Source organism: Bradyrhizobium cosmicum, from assembly GCF_032290525.1.
In the GTDB taxonomy this organism is placed as follows: Bacteria; Pseudomonadota; Alphaproteobacteria; order Rhizobiales; family Xanthobacteraceae; genus Bradyrhizobium; species Bradyrhizobium cosmicum_A.
On record NZ_JASXTA010000025.1, the window covers coordinates 31872 to 50738 of the forward strand.

17 protein-coding genes and 1 pseudogene are annotated in these 18867 nt (G+C 64.5%); 10 read left to right on the plus strand and 8 right to left on the minus strand.

Annotation, left to right across the window (positions count from 1 at the left end; translation table 11 throughout):
- Nucleotides 1–64: 64 nt before the first annotated feature.
- Nucleotides 65–904, minus strand: a complete 840-nt coding sequence (locus QSV46_RS32720; RefSeq protein ID WP_409997240.1) for a rhomboid family intramembrane serine protease — start codon at nucleotides 902–904, stop codon at nucleotides 65–67.
- Nucleotides 905–1353: 449 nt separating this feature from the next.
- On the opposite strand from QSV46_RS32720, the gene QSV46_RS32725 reads away from it, so the two are divergent.
- Both QSV46_RS32725 and QSV46_RS32730 read left to right on the plus strand, forming a co-directional pair.
- The gene (locus tag QSV46_RS32725; protein WP_314961163.1) at nucleotides 1354–1908 is read left to right on the plus strand and encodes a PAS domain-containing protein; all 555 of its coding nucleotides are present in this window, start codon (nucleotides 1354–1356) and stop codon (nucleotides 1906–1908) included.
- A 220-nt stretch (nucleotides 1909–2128) separates the two neighbouring features.
- A complete protein-coding gene (locus QSV46_RS32730) occupies nucleotides 2129–2920 on the plus strand; it encodes a Crp/Fnr family transcriptional regulator (RefSeq protein ID WP_409997241.1) in 792 nt (263 codons plus the stop codon).
- A gap of 280 nt (nucleotides 2921–3200) precedes the next feature.
- Here QSV46_RS32730 and QSV46_RS32735 read toward each other — a convergent pair whose 3' ends face one another.
- Together QSV46_RS32735 and QSV46_RS32740 are read right to left on the minus strand one after the other, a co-directional pair.
- Nucleotides 3201–3692 (minus strand): phasin, encoded by a 492-nt coding sequence (locus tag QSV46_RS32735; protein WP_314961165.1) that lies wholly within the window; start codon nucleotides 3690–3692, stop codon nucleotides 3201–3203.
- 404 nt (nucleotides 3693–4096) lie between these two features.
- Entirely contained in the window at nucleotides 4097–4483 is a 387-nt protein-coding gene (locus tag QSV46_RS32740; RefSeq protein ID WP_314961167.1) for a hypothetical protein, read from the minus strand.
- A gap of 136 nt (nucleotides 4484–4619) precedes the next feature.
- Here QSV46_RS32740 and QSV46_RS32745 point away from each other — a divergent pair.
- A pseudogene (locus QSV46_RS32745) lies at nucleotides 4620–5125 on the plus strand (GNAT family N-acetyltransferase).
- A 127-nt stretch (nucleotides 5126–5252) separates the two neighbouring features.
- Nucleotides 5253–5546, plus strand: a complete 294-nt coding sequence (locus QSV46_RS32750; protein WP_314961168.1) for a hypothetical protein — start codon at nucleotides 5253–5255, stop codon at nucleotides 5544–5546.
- Nucleotides 5547–5621: 75 nt separating this feature from the next.
- On the opposite strand, the gene QSV46_RS32755 is transcribed toward QSV46_RS32750, so the two are convergent.
- The 4 genes from QSV46_RS32755 to QSV46_RS32770 all read right to left on the minus strand — a co-directional run bounded on the left by QSV46_RS32755 (nucleotide 5622) and on the right by QSV46_RS32770 (nucleotide 10654).
- Entirely contained in the window at nucleotides 5622–7598 is a 1977-nt protein-coding gene (locus tag QSV46_RS32755; RefSeq protein ID WP_314961416.1) for a DEAD/DEAH box helicase, read from the minus strand.
- A 306-nt stretch (nucleotides 7599–7904) separates the two neighbouring features.
- Complete coding sequence (locus tag QSV46_RS32760; protein WP_314961169.1) at nucleotides 7905–8324, minus strand: VOC family protein; 420 nt, start codon at nucleotides 8322–8324, stop codon at nucleotides 7905–7907.
- A 111-nt stretch (nucleotides 8325–8435) separates the two neighbouring features.
- Nucleotides 8436–9587, minus strand: a complete 1152-nt coding sequence (locus QSV46_RS32765) for a zinc-binding dehydrogenase (RefSeq protein ID WP_314961170.1) — start codon at nucleotides 9585–9587, stop codon at nucleotides 8436–8438.
- Nucleotides 9588–9892: 305 nt separating this feature from the next.
- Complete coding sequence (locus QSV46_RS32770) at nucleotides 9893–10654, minus strand: class I SAM-dependent methyltransferase (protein ID WP_314961172.1); 762 nt, start codon at nucleotides 10652–10654, stop codon at nucleotides 9893–9895.
- Between the two features lie 66 nt (nucleotides 10655–10720).
- On the opposite strand from QSV46_RS32770, the gene QSV46_RS32775 reads away from it, so the two are divergent.
- The 5 genes from QSV46_RS32775 (at nucleotide 10721) to QSV46_RS32795 (ending at nucleotide 15592) form a co-directional block, all read left to right on the plus strand.
- Nucleotides 10721–11320, plus strand: coding sequence for a LysE family translocator (locus tag QSV46_RS32775; RefSeq protein WP_314961174.1), 600 nt, complete (start codon nucleotides 10721–10723; stop codon nucleotides 11318–11320).
- Nucleotides 11321–11489: 169 nt separating this feature from the next.
- The gene (locus QSV46_RS32780) at nucleotides 11490–12737 is read left to right on the plus strand and encodes an MFS transporter (RefSeq protein WP_314961176.1); all 1248 of its coding nucleotides are present in this window, start codon (nucleotides 11490–11492) and stop codon (nucleotides 12735–12737) included.
- A 52-nt stretch (nucleotides 12738–12789) separates the two neighbouring features.
- The gene (locus QSV46_RS32785) at nucleotides 12790–13956 is read left to right on the plus strand and encodes a CynX/NimT family MFS transporter (RefSeq protein WP_314961179.1); all 1167 of its coding nucleotides are present in this window, start codon (nucleotides 12790–12792) and stop codon (nucleotides 13954–13956) included.
- 68 nt (nucleotides 13957–14024) lie between these two features.
- Nucleotides 14025–14636: a PilZ domain-containing protein gene (locus QSV46_RS32790; protein ID WP_314961181.1), complete on the plus strand. Its 612-nt coding sequence runs from the start codon at nucleotides 14025–14027 to the stop codon at nucleotides 14634–14636.
- Between the two features lie 329 nt (nucleotides 14637–14965).
- The gene (locus QSV46_RS32795; protein WP_314961183.1) at nucleotides 14966–15592 is read left to right on the plus strand and encodes a transglutaminase-like cysteine peptidase; all 627 of its coding nucleotides are present in this window, start codon (nucleotides 14966–14968) and stop codon (nucleotides 15590–15592) included.
- Nucleotides 15593–15711: 119 nt separating this feature from the next.
- Here QSV46_RS32795 and QSV46_RS32800 read toward each other — a convergent pair whose 3' ends face one another.
- Complete coding sequence (locus QSV46_RS32800; protein ID WP_314961185.1) at nucleotides 15712–17484, minus strand: CHAD domain-containing protein; 1773 nt, start codon at nucleotides 17482–17484, stop codon at nucleotides 15712–15714.
- A 482-nt stretch (nucleotides 17485–17966) separates the two neighbouring features.
- Here QSV46_RS32800 and QSV46_RS32805 point away from each other — a divergent pair, with 482 nt between their 5' ends.
- A complete protein-coding gene (locus QSV46_RS32805; protein ID WP_314961188.1) occupies nucleotides 17967–18782 on the plus strand; it encodes a helix-turn-helix domain-containing protein in 816 nt (271 codons plus the stop codon).
- The last annotated feature ends 85 nt before the right edge of the window (nucleotides 18783–18867 follow it).

The window sequence follows — 18867 nt, forward strand, 5'->3', positions numbered from 1 at the left end:
TGTCGCTTCGGAACATTCTTCTCGGGAATGATGGATGAATTCGGGCCGCGCCGCAAGCGCCGCTTCAAATACGGTCCGAAACGTCCTGTGATGACGCATCCGCAGCATCGTTTCGCACGCGCGGCACGGGATCGAACAGCGCGAACAGCAAAAGGCCGGCAAAGAAGCCGCCGATATGCGCCTGCCAGGCGACGCTCGTGGTCTCGGAATCCACCCCGATCGCGCCGACGCCGAAGATGATATTGACGCCGAACCAGACCGCGAGAAAGCCGACCACCCGTCCGTCGCGCAGCGCGCGCGACAGCGGCAGCGCCGGAACTCTTGCGGCGGTATCGGCGTCCGACCGGCTGAACGACAGGAAGCTGCCGCGAACGAAGGCAAAGCGGATCGCCGCCGCCATCGCGCCCGACACCGAGGCCGAGGCGCCGATCATCGGCGCCACCGCGTGCTCATGAGTGACGAGATGGGCGAGCGCGCCGGCCGCCGCCGTCACCGCGAGAAACAGGAAGAACCTGACGGCGCCGAAGCGCCGCGCCAGCGCGCTGCCGAACGGCAGCAGCCACAGCACGTTGAAGCCGAGATGGGTCAGATTGGCGTGCAGCAGCGAATAGGTGACGAAAGTCCAGACCTTGGCGCCGCCGCCGCCCGGGATCTCTAAATTCAGCAGCGAGGAATCGTAGCGCTTCGGGATGAAGCCGAAGACGTCGATGGTCCAGTTCTCGAGCTCCGGCGGCAGCAGCATCCGCAGATGGATCACCGCCAGCAGGACGATATAGGCGGTCAGCGCCAACGGCAGCGTCAGGATCGGCTCGCGCGGAGCCTCCTCAACGGCGGCGGCCGGCAGCTCCAGCCGAGGATTCTGCGGCGAAGAATCGTGCGGCGGAGAATTTTGCGGGGAATCCAAGGCAGCTTCGCTTTCAGCGCGATCGGAGCGGTAGGTTTGGAGATAGTCGCCTTTGCCGGTCTTGCGCAAGTGCACAAACGGAAAAGGCAGGGCCCTGGGAAAGCCCTGCCTGTCCGTGTCGGCCTTCCGGTACCACAAGGAATAAGGTGTATCCCCACCCCTCCCCGGCCCGTGGCCAAACTGTTTGACGCCCGTGTACAGGCCCCGCCGAGAACCTGGAGAAGCGGCGAGGCTTGCGACCGCGATCACCATAGCAGCGGGGCGGCGAACCGAAAGCGCATAGTTAATTTAACGTTAACGACGCAAAGGCAGCGCCAAGGGGGGCGAAAACACCCCCGCGGCATGGACGCTGCAAATCCCCTCCTGCACAACAACGAAAGGGATCGCGGGTGCACTGAAGCGGGACAGGTTTGTCCCGCAAGGTTGCTCCCCGGGGCGAGCGTTCAGTCATGAAACATCCGTCGAGCCGCGCGTTCTTCGCGTATTGGGACAACAAGCGCGGCAGTGCGCGGGCCCCTGACCGGGCCGATATCGATCCGGCTGCCGTGCGCGGGCTGCTCGGCGACATTTTTGTGCTGTCCTGCGAGCCGAGCCTCGGCTTCCCGTTCCGCGTCGCCGGCACGCGTGTCTGCGCGCTTGCAGGGACCGACCTCAAGGATGCGAGCTTTGCCGCGCTGTTCGACGAGGCCAGCCGCGGCGAGATCGAGGAGATCACGACCATCGTTGCCGACGAGACGCTCGGCGCCATCGCCGGCGTCACCGCCATGCGCGAGGACGGCAGCAAGGCGCATCTCGAGCTGCTGCTGCTGCCCTTCAACGCCCGCCCGCACACGCCGGTCAGCGTCACCGGCGTGCTCGCGCCGTTCGACGACGAGTGCGGCGCGCTATCAGCCTTCACCCTCACCTCCTGGCGCTATCTGCATCAGCCGGAGAAACTGCTGCCGCGCGCGATCCGCAAATTGCAGATCGCACGCGGGCTGATGGTGTATGAGGGGCTGCGGTAGAGCAACCCTCGTGCCGTTCGCCCTGGGTGTGCAAACGGGTCCCTCCGCCTGCTAAATAAACGGCAGTCAGATGCGGGCCGGCGCAGGCATGCGATCGATCATTGGAACCTTACCTGCTGCGGTGCGTTCGCCTTTCTACCGGACAGCTGTTTGCACGGCAACGCGGCTCGGCTGGAGACAATGCGTTTGCTAGCCTGGCCTCCGTCGAGGGACGATTCCCGTGATGGAGCACGCGCCTCGAGTTGGTAATCGTCTGTTAGCTGCGTTACCACCGGCCGACTTCGCTTTGCTTGCGCCGCATTTGCGGAAAGTACCTATCCAGCGCGACGCAGTGCTCGTTCACTCGGGCGATCGGATCGAACACCTTTACTTCCCGTGCAGCGGCGCAGTCGCCCTCATCATGGAGTTGCCGAACGGACAGACCGCCGCAACCGCCGTGATCGGCAACGACGGGGCCGTCGGCCTTATGACGGCGTTTGGCCCGGGACGGTCACCCATGACCGCGGTTGTCCGCGTGGCCGGGACCGCACTGCAGATCTCGCCCGCACGATTTCACGCGGCGCTCGAACGCAATCCCGCCATAGCAAAAGCCGTTCAGCTTCTCTCCAGAGCGCTGATGACGCAATTCCAGCATGTCGCGGCCTGCAACGCGCTGCACTCCGTCGAAGCGCGTCTGGCCCGCTGGCTGCTTCACATTCACGATCGGACGGAAGATGGTGATATCCTGCCCTTGACGCAAGAAACGCTGTCGGAATTGCTCGGCGTCCGGCGCACCACGGTTACTCACGCCGTGAGCGCACTGCGAACATCAAGGGCCATAAAATCCAGTCGGCGCGGCCAACTCGAGATCGACAGGCGGCGGCTCGAGATCGTCGCATGCGAGTGCTACAAGGTGATGAGCCGCAGGATCGATCGGATCGTTTTGCAGGATGCGCCAAGGCTCCTTCACGTTGCGCCGGCGCCGAACGGCTGGCCGCGACCGGACTTCCGGTACACCAAGGCCGGCTCATAGACCCAGGCCTCTCGGGCGAACCACTCGTGCGTCGCTGCGCACATCCGGCAATAGGTGCGCGAGAAGAACACCGCACTGCACCGAAACCTTTCGCCGTCCATCTCGATGCCGGTCGGAATTGCGCTACCCGTTTCCGGGCATTTGATCATCACCATACCCATCCTGACTTCCTCCAGCTTGGCATCACCTCAACAGTGAGGGACCGGCCACCACCGGCCGGACGGCGTATCTTCTTGCGGAGACGCTCGTCCAGCCGATCCACGCGGCCAGAAGCCTCGATTCAAGCAGCCTTGTGCAGAACCCGGCTGAAGCTCTTCTTGATTGGCTCGGCCGTCTCGGTCGCGACCTCCTGAGCCAGGTGCCAAAGCTCCCGGTTCTGGGCGGAAGCCGCTTCGAAGGTCTTCCGGCTGTGGGTACTGGAGAGGTTCACGAGATCGGCGAACGACCTCGCATCCGCAAGCTGGCCGAAGAACTGCAGCGCCGAGCTCGTATTAGCATTGGATATTTCGATGACCTTGGTGCCGTAATCGGCAGCACGCCTGGCGTTGGCCGACCAGGCGTCGAAGAGACCCGCGGTGACCGCCTCCGAAGCCTCCTTCATCTGCTCGAAATTTGCCTTGGCTCGCGTGACTGCTGGCTCGGCGAAACCGCCGAAGATCGCGCGGATGTCGAAAAACGGCATGTCGACTTTGGGCTTTTCACTTCCGCTGGCAACTCCGTTCTGCGGAGCGGCATTCGTTTCGGCGTTCACATTGGCATCACTCACGGGCATTCATCCTTTCAAGCGAAACTAGATGATGGATTGAAGACTCCCCGACGTGTCTCGATGCGTGCTGCACCGGGACACCAGTGCTCCTACTCTCACAATGGTGGGATGCTGCTGCGGATATGCAGCTCTCGCCCCCTGCCGAAGCCAACTATGCCGGACGAAAGTCGAAGCTTCGGTTCGCTTTCAGACTCTCGAATTCAATTAGTTCGATTGATGCGACGCAGCGGCGCAGGCAGCATTCCGCGTCTTTGAAGTTGCCGCCATTGGATGCGCCAACTTAAGGTCGACGAGCGATTCAGTAATGCGGATCGAGGTAGCGAACCTACCGTCCCGCCATCAGGCGCTTGATGCCGGCTGCAGGGCCGGACATCGCTTTCAGCAGCGATGACCGGCCGCTCATCAATGCATCACGGCATCGCCAGATGCCAGGCGCCGTTCAGAAAACCGTCGCCGGTGACGTCACCGGGCTTCTGGTCCTTCGCGAAAGTGTAGAGCGGCTTGCCCTTGTAAGCCCACTGCTTGGAGCCGTCGTCGCGGGTGATGACGGTGTAGCCGTCGCCAGCGGCATCGCTGCCCTCGGCCTTCAGCACCGGCCAGTTCGTCGCACACGGGCCGTTGCAGGCCGACTTGCCGTCCGAATCCTTGTCGAAGGTGTAGAGCGTCATGCCCTTGGTGTCGGTGAGGACGGTGCCCTTGTCGGTCTTGCCGGTCTTGGTCGGCGGCGCGGCGAAGGCGGCGGGGACAATCGCGAGCGACATTGCGAGCGTGAGCGCGAGGCGGATCGAGGACGTCATGGTATCTCCTGTCGTGTAATTGGCTTGCACGAGGTAGGACGCCGCGCCAGGCGTGGTATTCCCGAGACGGCAACAAGGATATTTTTCGCCGCGCGCATCAATGCGGCGGAATAAATGAGATGTGAGACGGATCAACATGAGCAAACCGCATTGGCGGCCCGCCCGCACCTCCGACCTCCCCGCGATCGTCGCGATCGCGGAGCGGATCCATCCTGATCTTCCTGAGCGCCCCGACGCGCTCGCGGAGAAGATGCGGCTCTGTCCCGATGGCTGCCGCGTGCTCATCGCGGATGATGCGATACCGGCTACGGGCTCGCGCATCCGTGGAAGCAGCATCGGATTCCACCGCTGGACGACTTTCTGCAGAAACTGCCCGAGGATGCGGATTGCCTTTACGTGCACGATGTCGCCGTGCTGCCAGAGTTCCGCGGCGGCGTCGCGCGCGACTATGTTGCCAACATCGAGAAGCTGGCGCGCGCATCACACGTCGCGACGCTCGCACTGGTCTCGGTCTACGCCACGCAGCCGCTGTGGGAGGCCCTCGGCTTTCGGCCCGTCACGGCGGATGCGGAATTGCGCGCGAAGCTCGCATCCTATGGCGGAGCTGCGACCTACATGCTGCGTGACCTCGCTGCGACGTAACGTCCCTGCCCGGCCGGCGCGGCTCACGGGGGCGTGATGCCGGCTGCTCGAACCGGCTTCGACCGGGCCCCGTCGAAGGTGTGTGCGGGCCGTTCCGGTCTCGCCGAACCGAGACTGGAGAATTTCCATGAAACCCACATTGTCGAAACTTGCCTTGATTGCAGTCGTTGCAACGGCCGCATTCAGCGCGACCAGTGCCAACGCGGCGCAGCTCCGGACCTATGGCTGCGATGCCGCTTTCTTCGAGGGCTGCGGCATCCTGATCGAGACGCCGACGCCGGGCGGCCGGGGCCGCGTCAGCCTCACTCACGACACCTCGCCCACCTACATGAAGCAGACCGATCCGCGCTACAATTCGGCGCTGCGTGACGCCGGCGGTGGCGGCGGCGGAGGTGGTGGCGGCGGCGGCGGTGGCCGCTGAGCTCATCCGACTTTTCAGATGATGCCGCCGGTGCAATCCGGCGGCATCATTGCCGTCTGCGCCGTCAGGCGCGGTTCAACCCCGATGCTTTTTCTTCGCCTTCTTTTTTCCGGGTGCACCCGTCGCTGGCCACGGCGTGATCGAAGGCTCGGCGTGGCCCGGCTTGTTCTTGTGCTTCTTTTTCTTTCCGAACGCCGGTGCTTCGCTGAATTTCGGCGCGCGCTCACCGTGGGATTTGCCGTGCGGCTTGAATCCACCTGCATCGCTTGGGCGATCGTCGCGACGTTCACGATGATCGGTATCGCCGCTCCCTCGCCGCGGCGCGTGTGACCGCTCTTCCGAAGGCGCCTGCCGCTGCGGCGCATCCGCCATGGGCTCGAGGCGGATATTGTCTTCCTTGTCCGGACGCTTGATCTTGGCAGCGAAGGAGTCCGCGACCCGCTCGGAAATCTCGAACTCGGTCGTCGTGTCCATGATCTTGATGGCGCCGATGTCGCCCTTGTCGATGCCACCGCGGCGGCAAATCATCGGCAACAACCAGCGCGCTTCCGCATTCTTTTTCCGTCCGATGTTGGCCCGGAACCAGACGCTGCCATCGGCCATGCCATGTTTCGAGGACGATTTTCCCGATTTGGGTCGAGGCCTTCCGGCGCGATCATCGCCGCGGGAATTGCGGGCATCGTCGCGCGGCGTCCGATCGTCGCGCGGCGTGCGAACATTGTCGCGACCGCGATCGTCGCGCGGCCGGCTGGTTCGCTCGCCGGGATCGATGATGTCCTCGGGCGACGGCAGCCGCGCGCGATAAAGCCGCGCAAGCGCGGCGGCGATATCCTCGGCCGGCCGCTCGGCCAGCAATGCCTGCGCCAGCACCAGATCGTCGGCGGTCGTCTCCTCGGTGAACAGCACGTCCTTCATGCGCTCATGATCGAGCTTGCGGATTTCCTCTGCCTGCGGTGCAATCCCCCAGACCGCGTCGATGCCCGAGAGATTCAGCAGCAGCTCGGCGCGCCGCCGTCGCGCCGGCACCACCAGCAGCACGCTCGTCCCCTTGCGGCCCGCGCGCCCCGTACGGCCCGAGCGATGCTGCATGACTTCGGCGTCGTTGGGCAGATCGGCATGGATGACGAGGTCGAGGCTCGGCAGGTCGATGCCGCGGGCGGCGACGTCGGTCGCGACGCAGACGCGGGCGCGTCCGTCCCGCAATGACTGCAGCGCCATGGTCCGCTCGTTCTGCGTCAATTCGCCTGAGAGAGCGACGACGGAGAAGCCGCGTTCCAGCAGCGCCGCCTGCAAATGCCTGACGTTGTCGCGCGTGCTGCAAAACACCAGCGCGCTCGGCGCCTCGTAGAAGCGCAGCACGTTGACGACCGCGTGTTCGACGTCACCCGGAGAGACCCGGATGGCGCGGTATTCAATGTCGGCGTGACCGCCTTCGTCGCCGGCGACCTCGATCCGGAATGCCTGCTGCTGATATTGCTTGGCCAGTGCCACGATGCCGCGCGGAAACGTCGCCGAGAACAGCAAAGTGCGGCGGGTCTCCGGCGTGGTCTTGAGGATGAATTCCATGTCCTCGCGAAAGCCGAGATTGAGCATCTCGTCGGCCTCGTCGAGGACGACCACCTTCAATTCCGAGATGTCGAGACGGCCCCGGCGCAAATGATCGCACAACCGGCCGGGCGTGCCGACGACGATGTGAGCGCCGGCCGCAAGCTCGCGCTGCTCGCGCCGCGGATCCATGCCGCCGACGCAGGAGACGACACGCCCAGCCGCGTGCTGATAAATCCATGCCAGCTCGCGCTGAACCTGCAAGGCGAGTTCACGGGTCGGCGCCACGATCAGGGCGAGCGGCGCACCGGCCTGCCCGAATCGCTCGGCGTCGCCGAGCAGATCCTTGGCCATGGCGAGGCCATAAGCGAGGGTCTTGCCGGAACCGGTCTGGGCCGAAACCAGGAGGTCGCGGTCGGCGGCTTCGTCCGCAAGCACGGCGAGCTGAACGGGGGTCGGACGATCGTAGTTGCGCTCGGCCAAAGCTCGGGCGAGCGGCGGACTCATAGTCGGGAAAGACACGGGATAAAACCTTGGTTGGTCCAGGCGCGGAACGTCGAGCCGCGCGACCTGAAGCTGCGTAGGCGGCAAATGGTCCGGCCGCACGCGTGGTGATTTGATTTGGACGCTCTTTACGCCAAGCGCGGGCAAATCACCATGCCTATGACGCATGGCTTTGGCGACATCGACAATAAGCTTACCGGCCTCCTGACCTACTACATCCAGCGTTTTCGGGCCGATTTGCTGCATATAGCGAGATGCTGCGCCAAAGCGGTCGATTTTCGCGGCCACCGGCAGCTTCGAGCGCAGCTCTCAAATCTCCGCGTAGACCTCCAATAGATTGCCGTCGGGATCACGGAAGAACAGCGTCCGATGCCCGAAGGCCTGATCCGTCGGCGGCGACAGCAGCGCCACACCATGTCGCACCAGCTCGTCGGCGCATGCATCGACCTCGGCTGCGGACACCTTGAAGGCGAGTTGCAGCGAGGCGCTGCCGGCCGGGACCGGCGCATCGGCCGCCGTCCGGCTCGGCTTCGCCAACGCCAGCGTGTTGCTGCCCAAGCCGTACTCGATCCAGTTCGGCGACAGTTCGCGCAGCAGGGATAAGGCGAGCACGTCTTCGTAGAAGCGGCGCATCGCGGCCATATCGCGCACGAAGATGACGGTGTAGTCGATCGCGCGGATGGCGTGGAAGGGGGAGGGTCGGTTTGGGTGGGATGTCTGCTCGTCCATCGTCGTGTCCTTTATTCCAACCGCCCGCACGTAGCCCGATAAAGCGTAGCGGAATACGGGGAGCCAAGGACGAGAATCGGGATTGCACCACCCCGCATCCGGGCTAGGTCCTCACTCCACCAGTTCCGGCCACGGCACGATGGTCGACTTCACTGTCTTCATCGCCATCGCGTCCCTCACCGCCTGCGCGACGCCTTCTTCCGTGAAGGGATAGATCGTCTGCATCTTCAGCCACGGATATTTGTCACGGGTGCGGTGGAGCATGTCGACGCCGAGCGGAAGATCGTTTGCAGTGAAGCCCCAGGATCCCAGCACATTGAGGTCCTTGGTGCAGATGCGGTGCCAGGAGGTCTCGATCGAGCCGGCGTCGGTGAACTGCCCCATCTCGACATAGGTGCCGCCGTCGCGCAGCATCTCGATGCCTTCGGGGCCGGCGGTGGGGTGGCCCGAGCAGTCCATCACCAGATCCGCGCCGAAGCCGCCGACGATGTCGCGCACCGCCTTGATGCGCGCCTCGGGCGATTTGATCTCCTCGATGTTGACCGTCGCCTCCGCGCCGAACTCGCGGGCGAGCTTGAGCCGCGGTTCTTCCGGCGCGCCGACGCAGATCACGCGCCCCGCCCCCATCTCCTGCGCGGCCGCGACCGCGAGAATGCCGATCGGACCCGAGCCCTGGATCACCACCGTATCGCCCCAGGAAAAACCGCCGGCGCGGCTGGCGCGGTTGAAGGCGCGGATGCAGGACGTCAGCGGCTCCGACAGCGCGCCGAGGCGCAGCGACATGTCGTCGGGCAGCTTGTAGATCTTGGTGCCCGGCAGCATCTCGAGATCGACATAGACATATTCGGCCCAGCCGCCCCACATGTGCGGCGCCTTGTCGAAGCCGAGATAGCGGCCGTAATAGACCGGCGTCAGGCACTTGTTGGCTACTTGCGGGTAGTGGATGCAGTAATAGCAACGGCCGCAGGGCATCAGCGGCGGGATCATCACCTTTGAGCCGACCGTCAGCGGCTTGCTCATGAAATCCTCGGCGAACTCGTCACCGCATTCGACGATGATTCCGCCGAGCTCGTGGCCGAGCGTGAACGGCCAGGGCAGCGGCTTCGGCCAATGACCTTTCAGGATGTGCAAATCGGTGCCGCAGACACCGCAGGCGCCGACCTTGATCAGCGCGGCCTTGCGGCCGATCTTCGGCCACGGCACGGTGCGGATGACGGGCTCTGAGCCCGGTCCTGCGTGGGTGCAGACGCGGATGGATTCCATCGCTGTTTCCTCGGTGCCCGCCTGTTATGATTGATTGGTGCGGGCTTGGACGAAGCGTATGTGAGATGTGCGGTCGTGCCAAGCGGACAGTCTCGTAGCCCGCATGGAGCGAGCAGAATGCGGGATAGCGGTCCCAGATTGCGCTGCGCTCCATCCGGGCTACAAGGACATAAAGGACCTCGCCGATGCTGCGTGACCATCAGCCGGTGGATGCGAAAGCGATCGTGCGCGTCGCTCTGGCGGCTTCGCGCAATTCGAGCAGGACTAGGCGCCGGATATCTTGGGCGTGCCGTACGCGGTTTATGTCAAGACGCTGGCGCAGGAGCGCAGACGCACACCTGCCGCATGCTTCCCGTCACCAGCGGACTGCGATCGAAATCACCGAAGCGCTCGATGAGGCGCAGGCCGCCTGAGGCCACGAGCAACGGCATCTCCTGCGGGAAGATGCTGCGCATTTGCAAACGGACTTTCCAGAAGTCCTTCGCTGCTTCGCTCGACCAATACCAATTCGCATGCCTGATTTGCGTGAGCGGCTCGTAGCTCGCGGTTTCCTCGACGGTAATTGGCCCAAGCGCATCGTCGACCACCGTGCCAATCAGTTCGCGCCTGTCTGGATCGGAATTGAGCATGGCGATATTCGGCAGGAACGCGTCAAATGCCAGCCTGCCCTTCTGCGACAGGTGCCTGCCGACCGACCCGAAGAAGCCTCGGAAGTCGTCGAGACTGTGCAGGTGCAGAATCGAATTCATGGCGACGATGATGGTATCGAAAGTGCGTCCTTTGAAATCGAAGTCCCGCATGTCCAATTGGACCAGATCGAGCTCGATCGCCTGCGCTCTGGCATGGCTCCGCGCGCGCTCCAGCATCTCCGGCGACAAGTCACCCCCAACGACCTGAAATCCCGCCTGTGCCAGCGGAATGGTCAGCCGACCGCTGCCGCACGCAAGATCGAGAACGCGACCGCCCCGCTCGCGCGCCGTCTCTATGTAGAAGCGTTCGAGGACCGGATCTCGCGGCGCCATCAAGTCGTACAGGTCCGGGCGATCGTAGAGACTGTTCTTTTCCATTCCGCGATTGTAGGGGATGACCTGTCGAAAAAACAGACCGACCACCGCGTCGGAGGGGGCTTCGCAATGGACATGGTCGCGCTCGGCATCTTCCTGACCGCGGCCGTGGGGTTGCTGGGATCGCCAGGTCCCGCGATCGCGGCCCTCATCGCGATCGGCCGCGCCCGCGGCTTCGTTGGCGGGCTGCCGTACTTCTTCGGACTTCAGCTGGGTCTGGCAATCGCCGCCGGCCTGACGGCCACGGGACTGTTTTCGCTGCTGGCGGCATTCCCGTCCGCGCTACGCGTGATGACGATCGCCGCCACGGTTTACCTCGTCTATCTCGCCTACAAGATCGCATCGTCTCCCGTCGGAGATTCGGCCAAGGCAAGCAGCGCAGCGCATGCCTCGCCTGCGGCGGGATTTCTCCTGGGCATGACCAATCCGAAGGCCTATCTGGCCTTCGCGTCCCTGCTGGCGTCATACACCTTGATCAAGGATAGCGCGCAGCACGACGCTGCCGCCAAATGGGTCCTGCTGGTCGCGGTGATGATCGCAGTGGACATCGTCTGGCTCTATGTCGGGGTCTTTCTGCGAGGACTGGTCCTGTCGCCGAAGGGCGAGCGCGTGCTCAACATCACGCTCGGGTCGATGGTGCTGATCGCAGCCGGACTGGCATTCGTCTAGGAGCCGCATGCGCTGCTTCGCAGCCCGCATGGAGCACAGCGAATGCGGGACCGGCGTTCCCGGATTGCGCTGCGCTCCATCCGGGCTACGGAGCCAACACACCCAAGTGTCTTGAGCGCTCACCGGCGAACGTGTAGGCACGGCGCGAGAGTCCCACCCAGGTGATCACTTGAACCCCCTGCCCCAAAATCCCGTCGCCGCGTCCGGCTCGTTCGCGGCGATGAAGTCGGTGCCCTATCGCTTGCAGTTCATCGCCTACGTGCTGGCGATGATGGCCGACAATATCGAGCATGTGATCAGCTATTGGGTGGTGTTCCAGAAATTCCATTCGCCGGCGCTGGCGGGCTTTGCGGTGCTGTCGCACTGGCTGCCGTTCCTGTTGTTCTCGGTCGCGGTCGGCGGGCTCGCGGACCGCATCGATCCGCGCCGCATCATTCAGTGCGGCATGCTGCTGTTCATCGTGGCCTCGGCGGGATGGGGCTTCTTTTTCATCACCGATACGATCCAGATGTGGCACGCGATGCTGTTGCTGGTGATCCACGGCTGCGCCGGCGTGCTGTGGCAGACGCCGAACCAGCTGCTGCTCTACGACCTCGTCGGCCCCGCCGATCTTCCAAGCGCGGTGCGGCTGAACGCGATGGCGCGCTATCTAGGCATTCTGGTCGGGCCTGCGGTCGGCGGAATCATCATGCTGACGCTCGGCACCTCGCATGGCATCATCTTCAACACGCTGTTCTATCTGCCGATGCTGCTTTGGCTGTTCTGGGCGCCGGCGCGTGACAAGAGCGTGGCGGTGCGGCGCTTTGCCGTGCGCGGCCTTGCCGACATCAAGCTGACCATCCGCGCCATCGGTACCCAGCCGGTGCTGACCGCGATGACGTGGCTCGCGGGCCTCACCTCCTTCATGATCGGCAATGCCTACCACGCCCAGATGCCGGGCTTTGCCGGCGATCTCGGTCATGGCGATCCCGGCGTCTCCTACAGCGTGCTGCTCGCGGCTGATGCCGGCGGCGCGCTGCTCGCCGGCATCGCGCTGGAATCCTGGGGACGCCTGAAGGGCACGCCGCGCACCGCGATCACGCTGGCGATGCTGTGGAGCGTGGCGTTGCTCGGCTTTGCCGTGGTGCGGATCTATCCGGTCGCGATCGTGCTGCTGTTCTTTGCCGGCTTCTTCGAGCTGTCGTTCAACACCATGGCGCAGGCGCTGGTGCAGCTGAACGCACCGCACGATATCCGCGGCCGCGTCGTCGGCCTCTACAATATGGCCGGGCTCGGCATGCGGGCGTTCAGCGGCATCACCGTCGGACTGGTCGGCGCGGCGATCGGCATTCACTGGTCGCTCGGGCTCTCGGCCGCAGTGCTGCTGGCGCTGCTGTATCTGCTCTGCCGGCGCGCGATGAGGACGGCAGCCGGTTGACTCCGGCCCCTCCTCACCGCACCCTCGACACAGGGCTTGGGGAGATCGGGCGTTGCGCAATCGCTGGGGCATTCTTGCGATCCTGTTCATCGTACGCCTTACCATCGCGTTCCAGTTCCAGAGCGTGGCTGCGGTCGCGCCGCTGCTGCAACAGACCTTTGGCGTCGGGCTCGCCGATATCGGCATCCTGATCGGTCTTTATTTCACGCCCGGCGTTGTGCTGGCGCTGCCAGGCGGCGCGATCGGCCGTGCCCTCGGCGACAAACCGACGACGATCGCGGCGCTGCTGCTGATGACCGCCGGCAGCCTCGTCATGGCCACCACCGATAGCTGGGGCTGGCAGATGGCGGGCCGGCTCACCTCCGGCGCCGGCGGCGTGCTGCTGACGGTGCAGCTCACCAAGATGGGCACCGACTGGTTCGCCGGAAAAGAGATCGCCACCGCCATGGCGATCTTCGTCAACTCCTGGCCGGCCGGCGTTGCGATCTCGCTGCTGGTGCTGCCGGCGATCGGCACGGCCTATGGTGCCGGCGCCGTGTTCCTGGCGGCCGGCGCGCTGACCGCAATCGGCATCGGATTGATCCTGTTCTATCAGCCGCCACCGGGCGCGACGACAAGCGCGACCGGTTCGGCCCGTCTCGATCCTCTCGCCCTGCTGGCGGTGATCGTCGCGGGCCTGATCTGGGGCCTCTATAATGTCGGCTTTGCCATGATCTTCTCGTTCGGCCCTTCCCTGCTCGCCGAACGCGGCTGGAGCATTGCAGCGGCGGGATCGGCGATCAGCGTCGTGATGTGGCTGTCGGTGATCTCGGTGCCGGCGGGCGGCTATCTGGCCGATCGCTTCAAGCAGCCCTTTATATTGGCGATCGCGGCCAGCATCGCGGTGGCCGGACTGCTGGCCTGGCTGACCCGATCCGATGCCGTGGTCACCATCCTCGTCCTGATCGGCCTGGTCGGCGGCCATCCGGCCGGGCCGATCATGAGCCTCGCCGCCCGCGTGCTCGTGCCGGAGACAAGGGCGATCGGGATGGGCGTGTTCTACACCCTGTTCTATGCCGCCATGATGCTGGGGCCGGCGGTGGCCGGCCGGCTCGCCAAATCGGCCGGGACCGCGGCGGTCGCGCTCGACCTCGGTGCGCTGACGGTGCTCGCCTGCCCGCCGCTGATGTGGCTTTTCGAGCGCATTGTGTCTGTCCGTAACCAGCGCGCGAAATCATAACGCGGCATTAACCCTGTGCACCTTAGGGTCGTCCCGGACTCCGCCAGGCGGGGGGTCGGGTTGTGAAAATGGCGTTGGCGAACAAAAAATTTCTTCCGGCCGCCGAGGAACGTCGGCGTTTCCAGCGGGTGAAGGTTCACCTGCTCGGCCGCTACATGCTGCCGGACCGCCGCGAATTCCCCTGCCAGGTGATCAATATGTCGCCGGGGGGCCTGGCGCTTCTGGCGCCCGGCATCGGCAATGTCGGCGACCGCGTGGTGGCCTATCTCGACCATATCGGCCGCGTCGAGGGCAAGATCACCCGCATCATCGACAACGGCTTCGCCATGACGGTCGGTGCGACGCCGCGCAAGCGCGACAAGCTCGCCGCCCAGCTCACCTGGCTCGCCAACCGCGACATCCTCAACCTGCCGGAAGACCGCCGCCACGACCGCATCGTGCCGCGCAACCCGATCGCGGTGCTGACACTCGAGGACGGCACCAAGATGACCTGCCGCATCATCGACCTGTCGCTGTCGGGCGCCGCCATCGCGGCGGAGAACCGTCCGCCGCTGAAATCGATGGTTCTGCTCGGCCGGGTCCAGGGCCGCGTGGTCCGAAACCTCGAAGACGGCTTCGCCCTCGAGTTCGTCCACGCGCAGCCGATTGAGACTCTCGAAGAGAGCGTTACCGCGCGGTAAAGCGCGACGGCGCCGAATCCAATGAATTTCCTGCCCCAAAGGCGGCCTCCGCGATGCGGACGCCGCCTTTTTTCGTATCCGCGACCGCCTCGCGCGAGTTAACGCACCGCCCTTTATGCGCGCAAACGGCGGTTCCGCCAGCCTTTCCGCGTTAACCGCTAAAATTCGAATCAATTGCAGTATTCTCAAATTTTAGTCGAATTCGATTCAAGTATAGATCGAATTCGCGGCGCCTTTTACTTGTATTCGTCTCGACTTGACTTGACTGACTTAGCGGCAACTCAAAAGCTCCCTGCGCAATGTGGTCCCAACAAGAAACGGGGGCCGCAATGTTGGACTTCAGGGGACAGGGGAAGAGACTGGCGCTGGCCGCCATGTTCTTCGGGATCAGCGCGGCAGCGCAGGCCGGCGAAGGCCGTCTGCTCTACGCGAGCCTCGGCGACACCACGCGTGCGCCGATCGGCTGGGTCGAATTCTGTGCGGACCATGCCGCGCAGTGCCAGGGCGCACCGACGCAGCCGCGCGACATCGTGATGTCGCAGCCTGCATGGCGCGACCTCGTCAAGGTCAATCGCTGGGTCAACGAGACCGTCAAGCCTTTGACCGACCAGGAGCACTGGGGCGTGATCGAGAAGTGGTCGCTGCCGACCGACGGCTACGGCGATTGTGAAGACTACGTGTTGCTGAAGCGCAAGATGCTGATCGATGCCGGCTGGCCGCGCGAGGCCCTGCTCATCACCGTGGTGCGTGACAAGAAGGGTGAAGGACACGCGGTACTGACGGTGAAGACCGACAAGGGCGAGTTCGTTCTCGACAATCAGAACGAGAACGTCGTCGCCTGGACGGAGACCGGCTACCGCTTCGTCAAGCGCCAGTCGCAGAGCGATCCCAACGTCTGGGTCTCGCTCGGCGATACCAAGCCGGCGGTCTCGACCGCCAGCGCACGAGATCAGTAGTTCGAAGCAAAGAGATACGCGACCCGGTCACATCCCCACCCCTCCCCGTCCCAGACCGGTTCGCGCGCGGCCAGCCATCCCCCAATGGCTGGCCGCAACTTTTTGGGGGGCACAGGCCGTCAATCCTGCTGCGCCTGCCGCGACCAGGGTACGCGCGCGGCGGTGAAACCGCGCCAGGTTTTCTGCAAGGAAGGCTGGACGCCGACCGATGCGCGCGCCTGCCAGCCGGCGATGGCCGCAGCCGCGATCGCGCTGTCGGGCGCCTCGGCGCCGAGCCCGTCGAGCAGCGGCGCCGTAACCGCCATGTCGTTGAAGGCGCCAAGCTCCTCCTGCAAGCCGGCGAGCCGGCGCGAGAATTTTCTGGCGGACTTGCGATCCGCGAACAGCGGTAGCAGGAACTCGCCGAGATAGCGCAGCCGCTTGGTCGCGAGCCGCACCCGGTGCAACTCTTCCACGGACAGCGACTTGAAGCGGCGGCCGCGCTTGAGCACCTTGGCATGTTGCTCCGACAGGGTGCGCTGGGCGAAGTTCACGGCGGGTTCAATGAGCCGGCCGAGATCTTCGGCGGCGATGTGGTTGCGCCAGCCCCGCGTCTCGATCCAGCCGCCAAGGTTGATCAGGAACACGGCGCAGCGGCGATCGGCGAGCGCATGATGCGCCTTGCGATAGGCGTCCGACCGGCACTCGGCCGCAACCCGGCCCAGCGCATCGAAGCCGGCGATCGAAGGGCAGGCCCTTGCGATCGTCGGCAAGGTCTCGAGCTGGAACACATCCCAATCGCGCGCAGCGGACAGGTCCTGCGCCAGCCATTTTGCTTCCAGGCGCAGCGCGTCGAGATTATCGAGCGCGCCAACCGATCGCATCAGGTCGAGCGCCGATCGCAGCCGGCGCAGCGCAACGCGAAGCTGATGCACGCCTTCCGGATTGCGCCCGTCCTCGGCGGCCGGCAGCGACTGCAGCAGATGGAGGAAGCAAGAGCGCAGGATCGTGGCAAAGGCCTCGTCGAGCGTGACCGACGGATCGAGGCGAAGTTTGCGCGGGCGTCGGGCCGAGGGCGGCCGGCCGGCTGCGAGGTCAAAGCCGCGCGCCGACTTGGTGCGGATCGACGGCTTCACCGCCCCGTGCTCCGCAAGGCGCAACGCGAGGTCGTAAATCGTGCTGGCGCTGCCGCTCTTGAGCTCCAGCTCGATCTCGCTTACCGGCAGCGATCGGTCACCGGCCGTCAGTTCGCCCTGGTCGAAGGCGATCTCGACGGTGCCGGAAGGGAGATCGATCATGCGCGCGCGGCGATGGATGTCGGCGGTAAAGACGGCTTCGAGCGGCTGCGTTTCGAGCTGGCTGCGAAGCTTCTCGGGAATGAACGGCATCGCCAGAGCAAGATCGGGCGCAAGCGAGGTGACGTTCGCCTCCCACTCGCCGCGGCGCAGCGGATCGTCCGCGGCGTCCGTCTTCACGGTCTGCACGAAGCGCGCGCCGTTCTGGCGCACGCGCAGGCTCAGGCCATTGCGCCGAAGCATGCGCTCCGGCGTGTCGTAGTAGACCGACTTGAGATGCTTGCGCGTGCCCTTGTTGCGCGCATTGGCCGCGATGACCGGCGCGGCGTTGAAATGCGCCATGCGATCGGCATCGACGAGCAGCTTGAATTCGATCTCGCCCGCGGGACGCGTGGCGAGGCTTGGCAGAGACGGCTCCAGCGTAGAAGTCGCGCTTTGCGACGCCTCCTGATCAACCACAGCGTCCGCGATCAGCGTCGATCCCGCACCAGGCTCACCGGATTCGCCTTGCCTGAGGAAGCCGGCGGCGTGTTGCGTTCGCTTGCTGTCCTTCGGGACCGGAGTTCCGCCCCGCGCGCTCGGAGTCTTGTGGGAAGGCGGTGCGTCTGACTTCAACATTTGCGGTGACATGACAGTTAAATGACAAGGGACACCATATAGCCGGAGCGGTCCGCGATGAACAGTAACGTTGGGCCAAAGCGAGCAATCGTCCACACGACGCGCCGAAGGCACAATCCGGCATGCACATCCGAATTAAATTGCTACCCGACGCCGCAAGTGGTCGAATTCACTGCGAATCTCGTCGCCGACCGACGAGATGAAGGCGTCAGCGAGCTTGACCATGCTAGCCGAAAAATTCTTCCTGGTTCTGGAAACCCTGAGAAGCCGTGCGTCCAACGACAGGCCCGAAATTGTGACAAGCCCTGCGAGGCATGTTGCAATCTCTCAAATCGCGGCAAGCTTGCGGCGCCGAAAGCCTGTTGCGGACGATTGGAAATAGAGGCGGTCCAATTCCAGACATGCGGCACGAGAGCACCGCTGTTGACTGATCCGGCGGTTGCATCGTTGGGAAGCGGCACAGAAAATCACAAGGAGCTGCCATGCCGTCGTTCCGCCCCGTCACCGCGCTGTCCAGGGGCCTCGAGGTTTTACGGGCGATCAATCAGGAGCGGCAGTCGACCGTCGGCTCTCTGCACAAGGCGACGGGCCTCAACAAGGCAACGATCGTTCGCATGCTCGAGACGCTGGAGCACGAAGGCTATGTGATGCGCCGTGCCGAGCCGGCCAGCTACGCGCCAACAGGACGGACGCTGCTGCTCAGTGCCGGCTATGACGAGCCCACCTGGATCGGCGGCATCGCCGAACCCATTCTCAACAAGTTCCGCAAGCAGATCCACTGGCCGTCAGACATCGCCGTGCTCGATCAGGAATCCATGGTCATCGCCCACACGACGCGCGTGGACGGATCGCTGCTTTTCAGCCGGCCGCCCGGCTTTCGCTTTCCCGTTCTGGGCACCTCCATGGGACGCGCCTATCTCGCCTTCTGCGAGCCTGCCGAGCAGGAGCGCATCGCCGCCCGCCTTGCCCTCAGTCCCGAGCCCTGGAACGATCTGGCGCGCAATCCCGGCAGGCTCGCCAAGGTGCTGCGCACGATCCGCGACGCCGGCTTCGCGGTCATGGACGAGACCTACAGCCGCCGCGTCTTCGGCGGCGCAGTGTGGGCGATTGGCGTACCCATCGTTTTGCGAAATCGGCTGTTCGGCAGCATGAACGTGATGATGCTTCGCGAAGCGGTCGGCCTGGAGGACGGCGTACGCCGCTTCGTACCTCCGATGAAGAAGGTCGCTTCGGCGCTTGCCGAGGCGCTCGGCGCCAAGCTTGCTGCGGCGGGCGCTCCTTCTGCTGACCGGACGTGATCATTTCACACAGTGAAACGATATTTTGATTTCTTGACCCTCCACCTTGCCCATGTGACACCTCGTTGCGGTGGCTGCCGGCTGC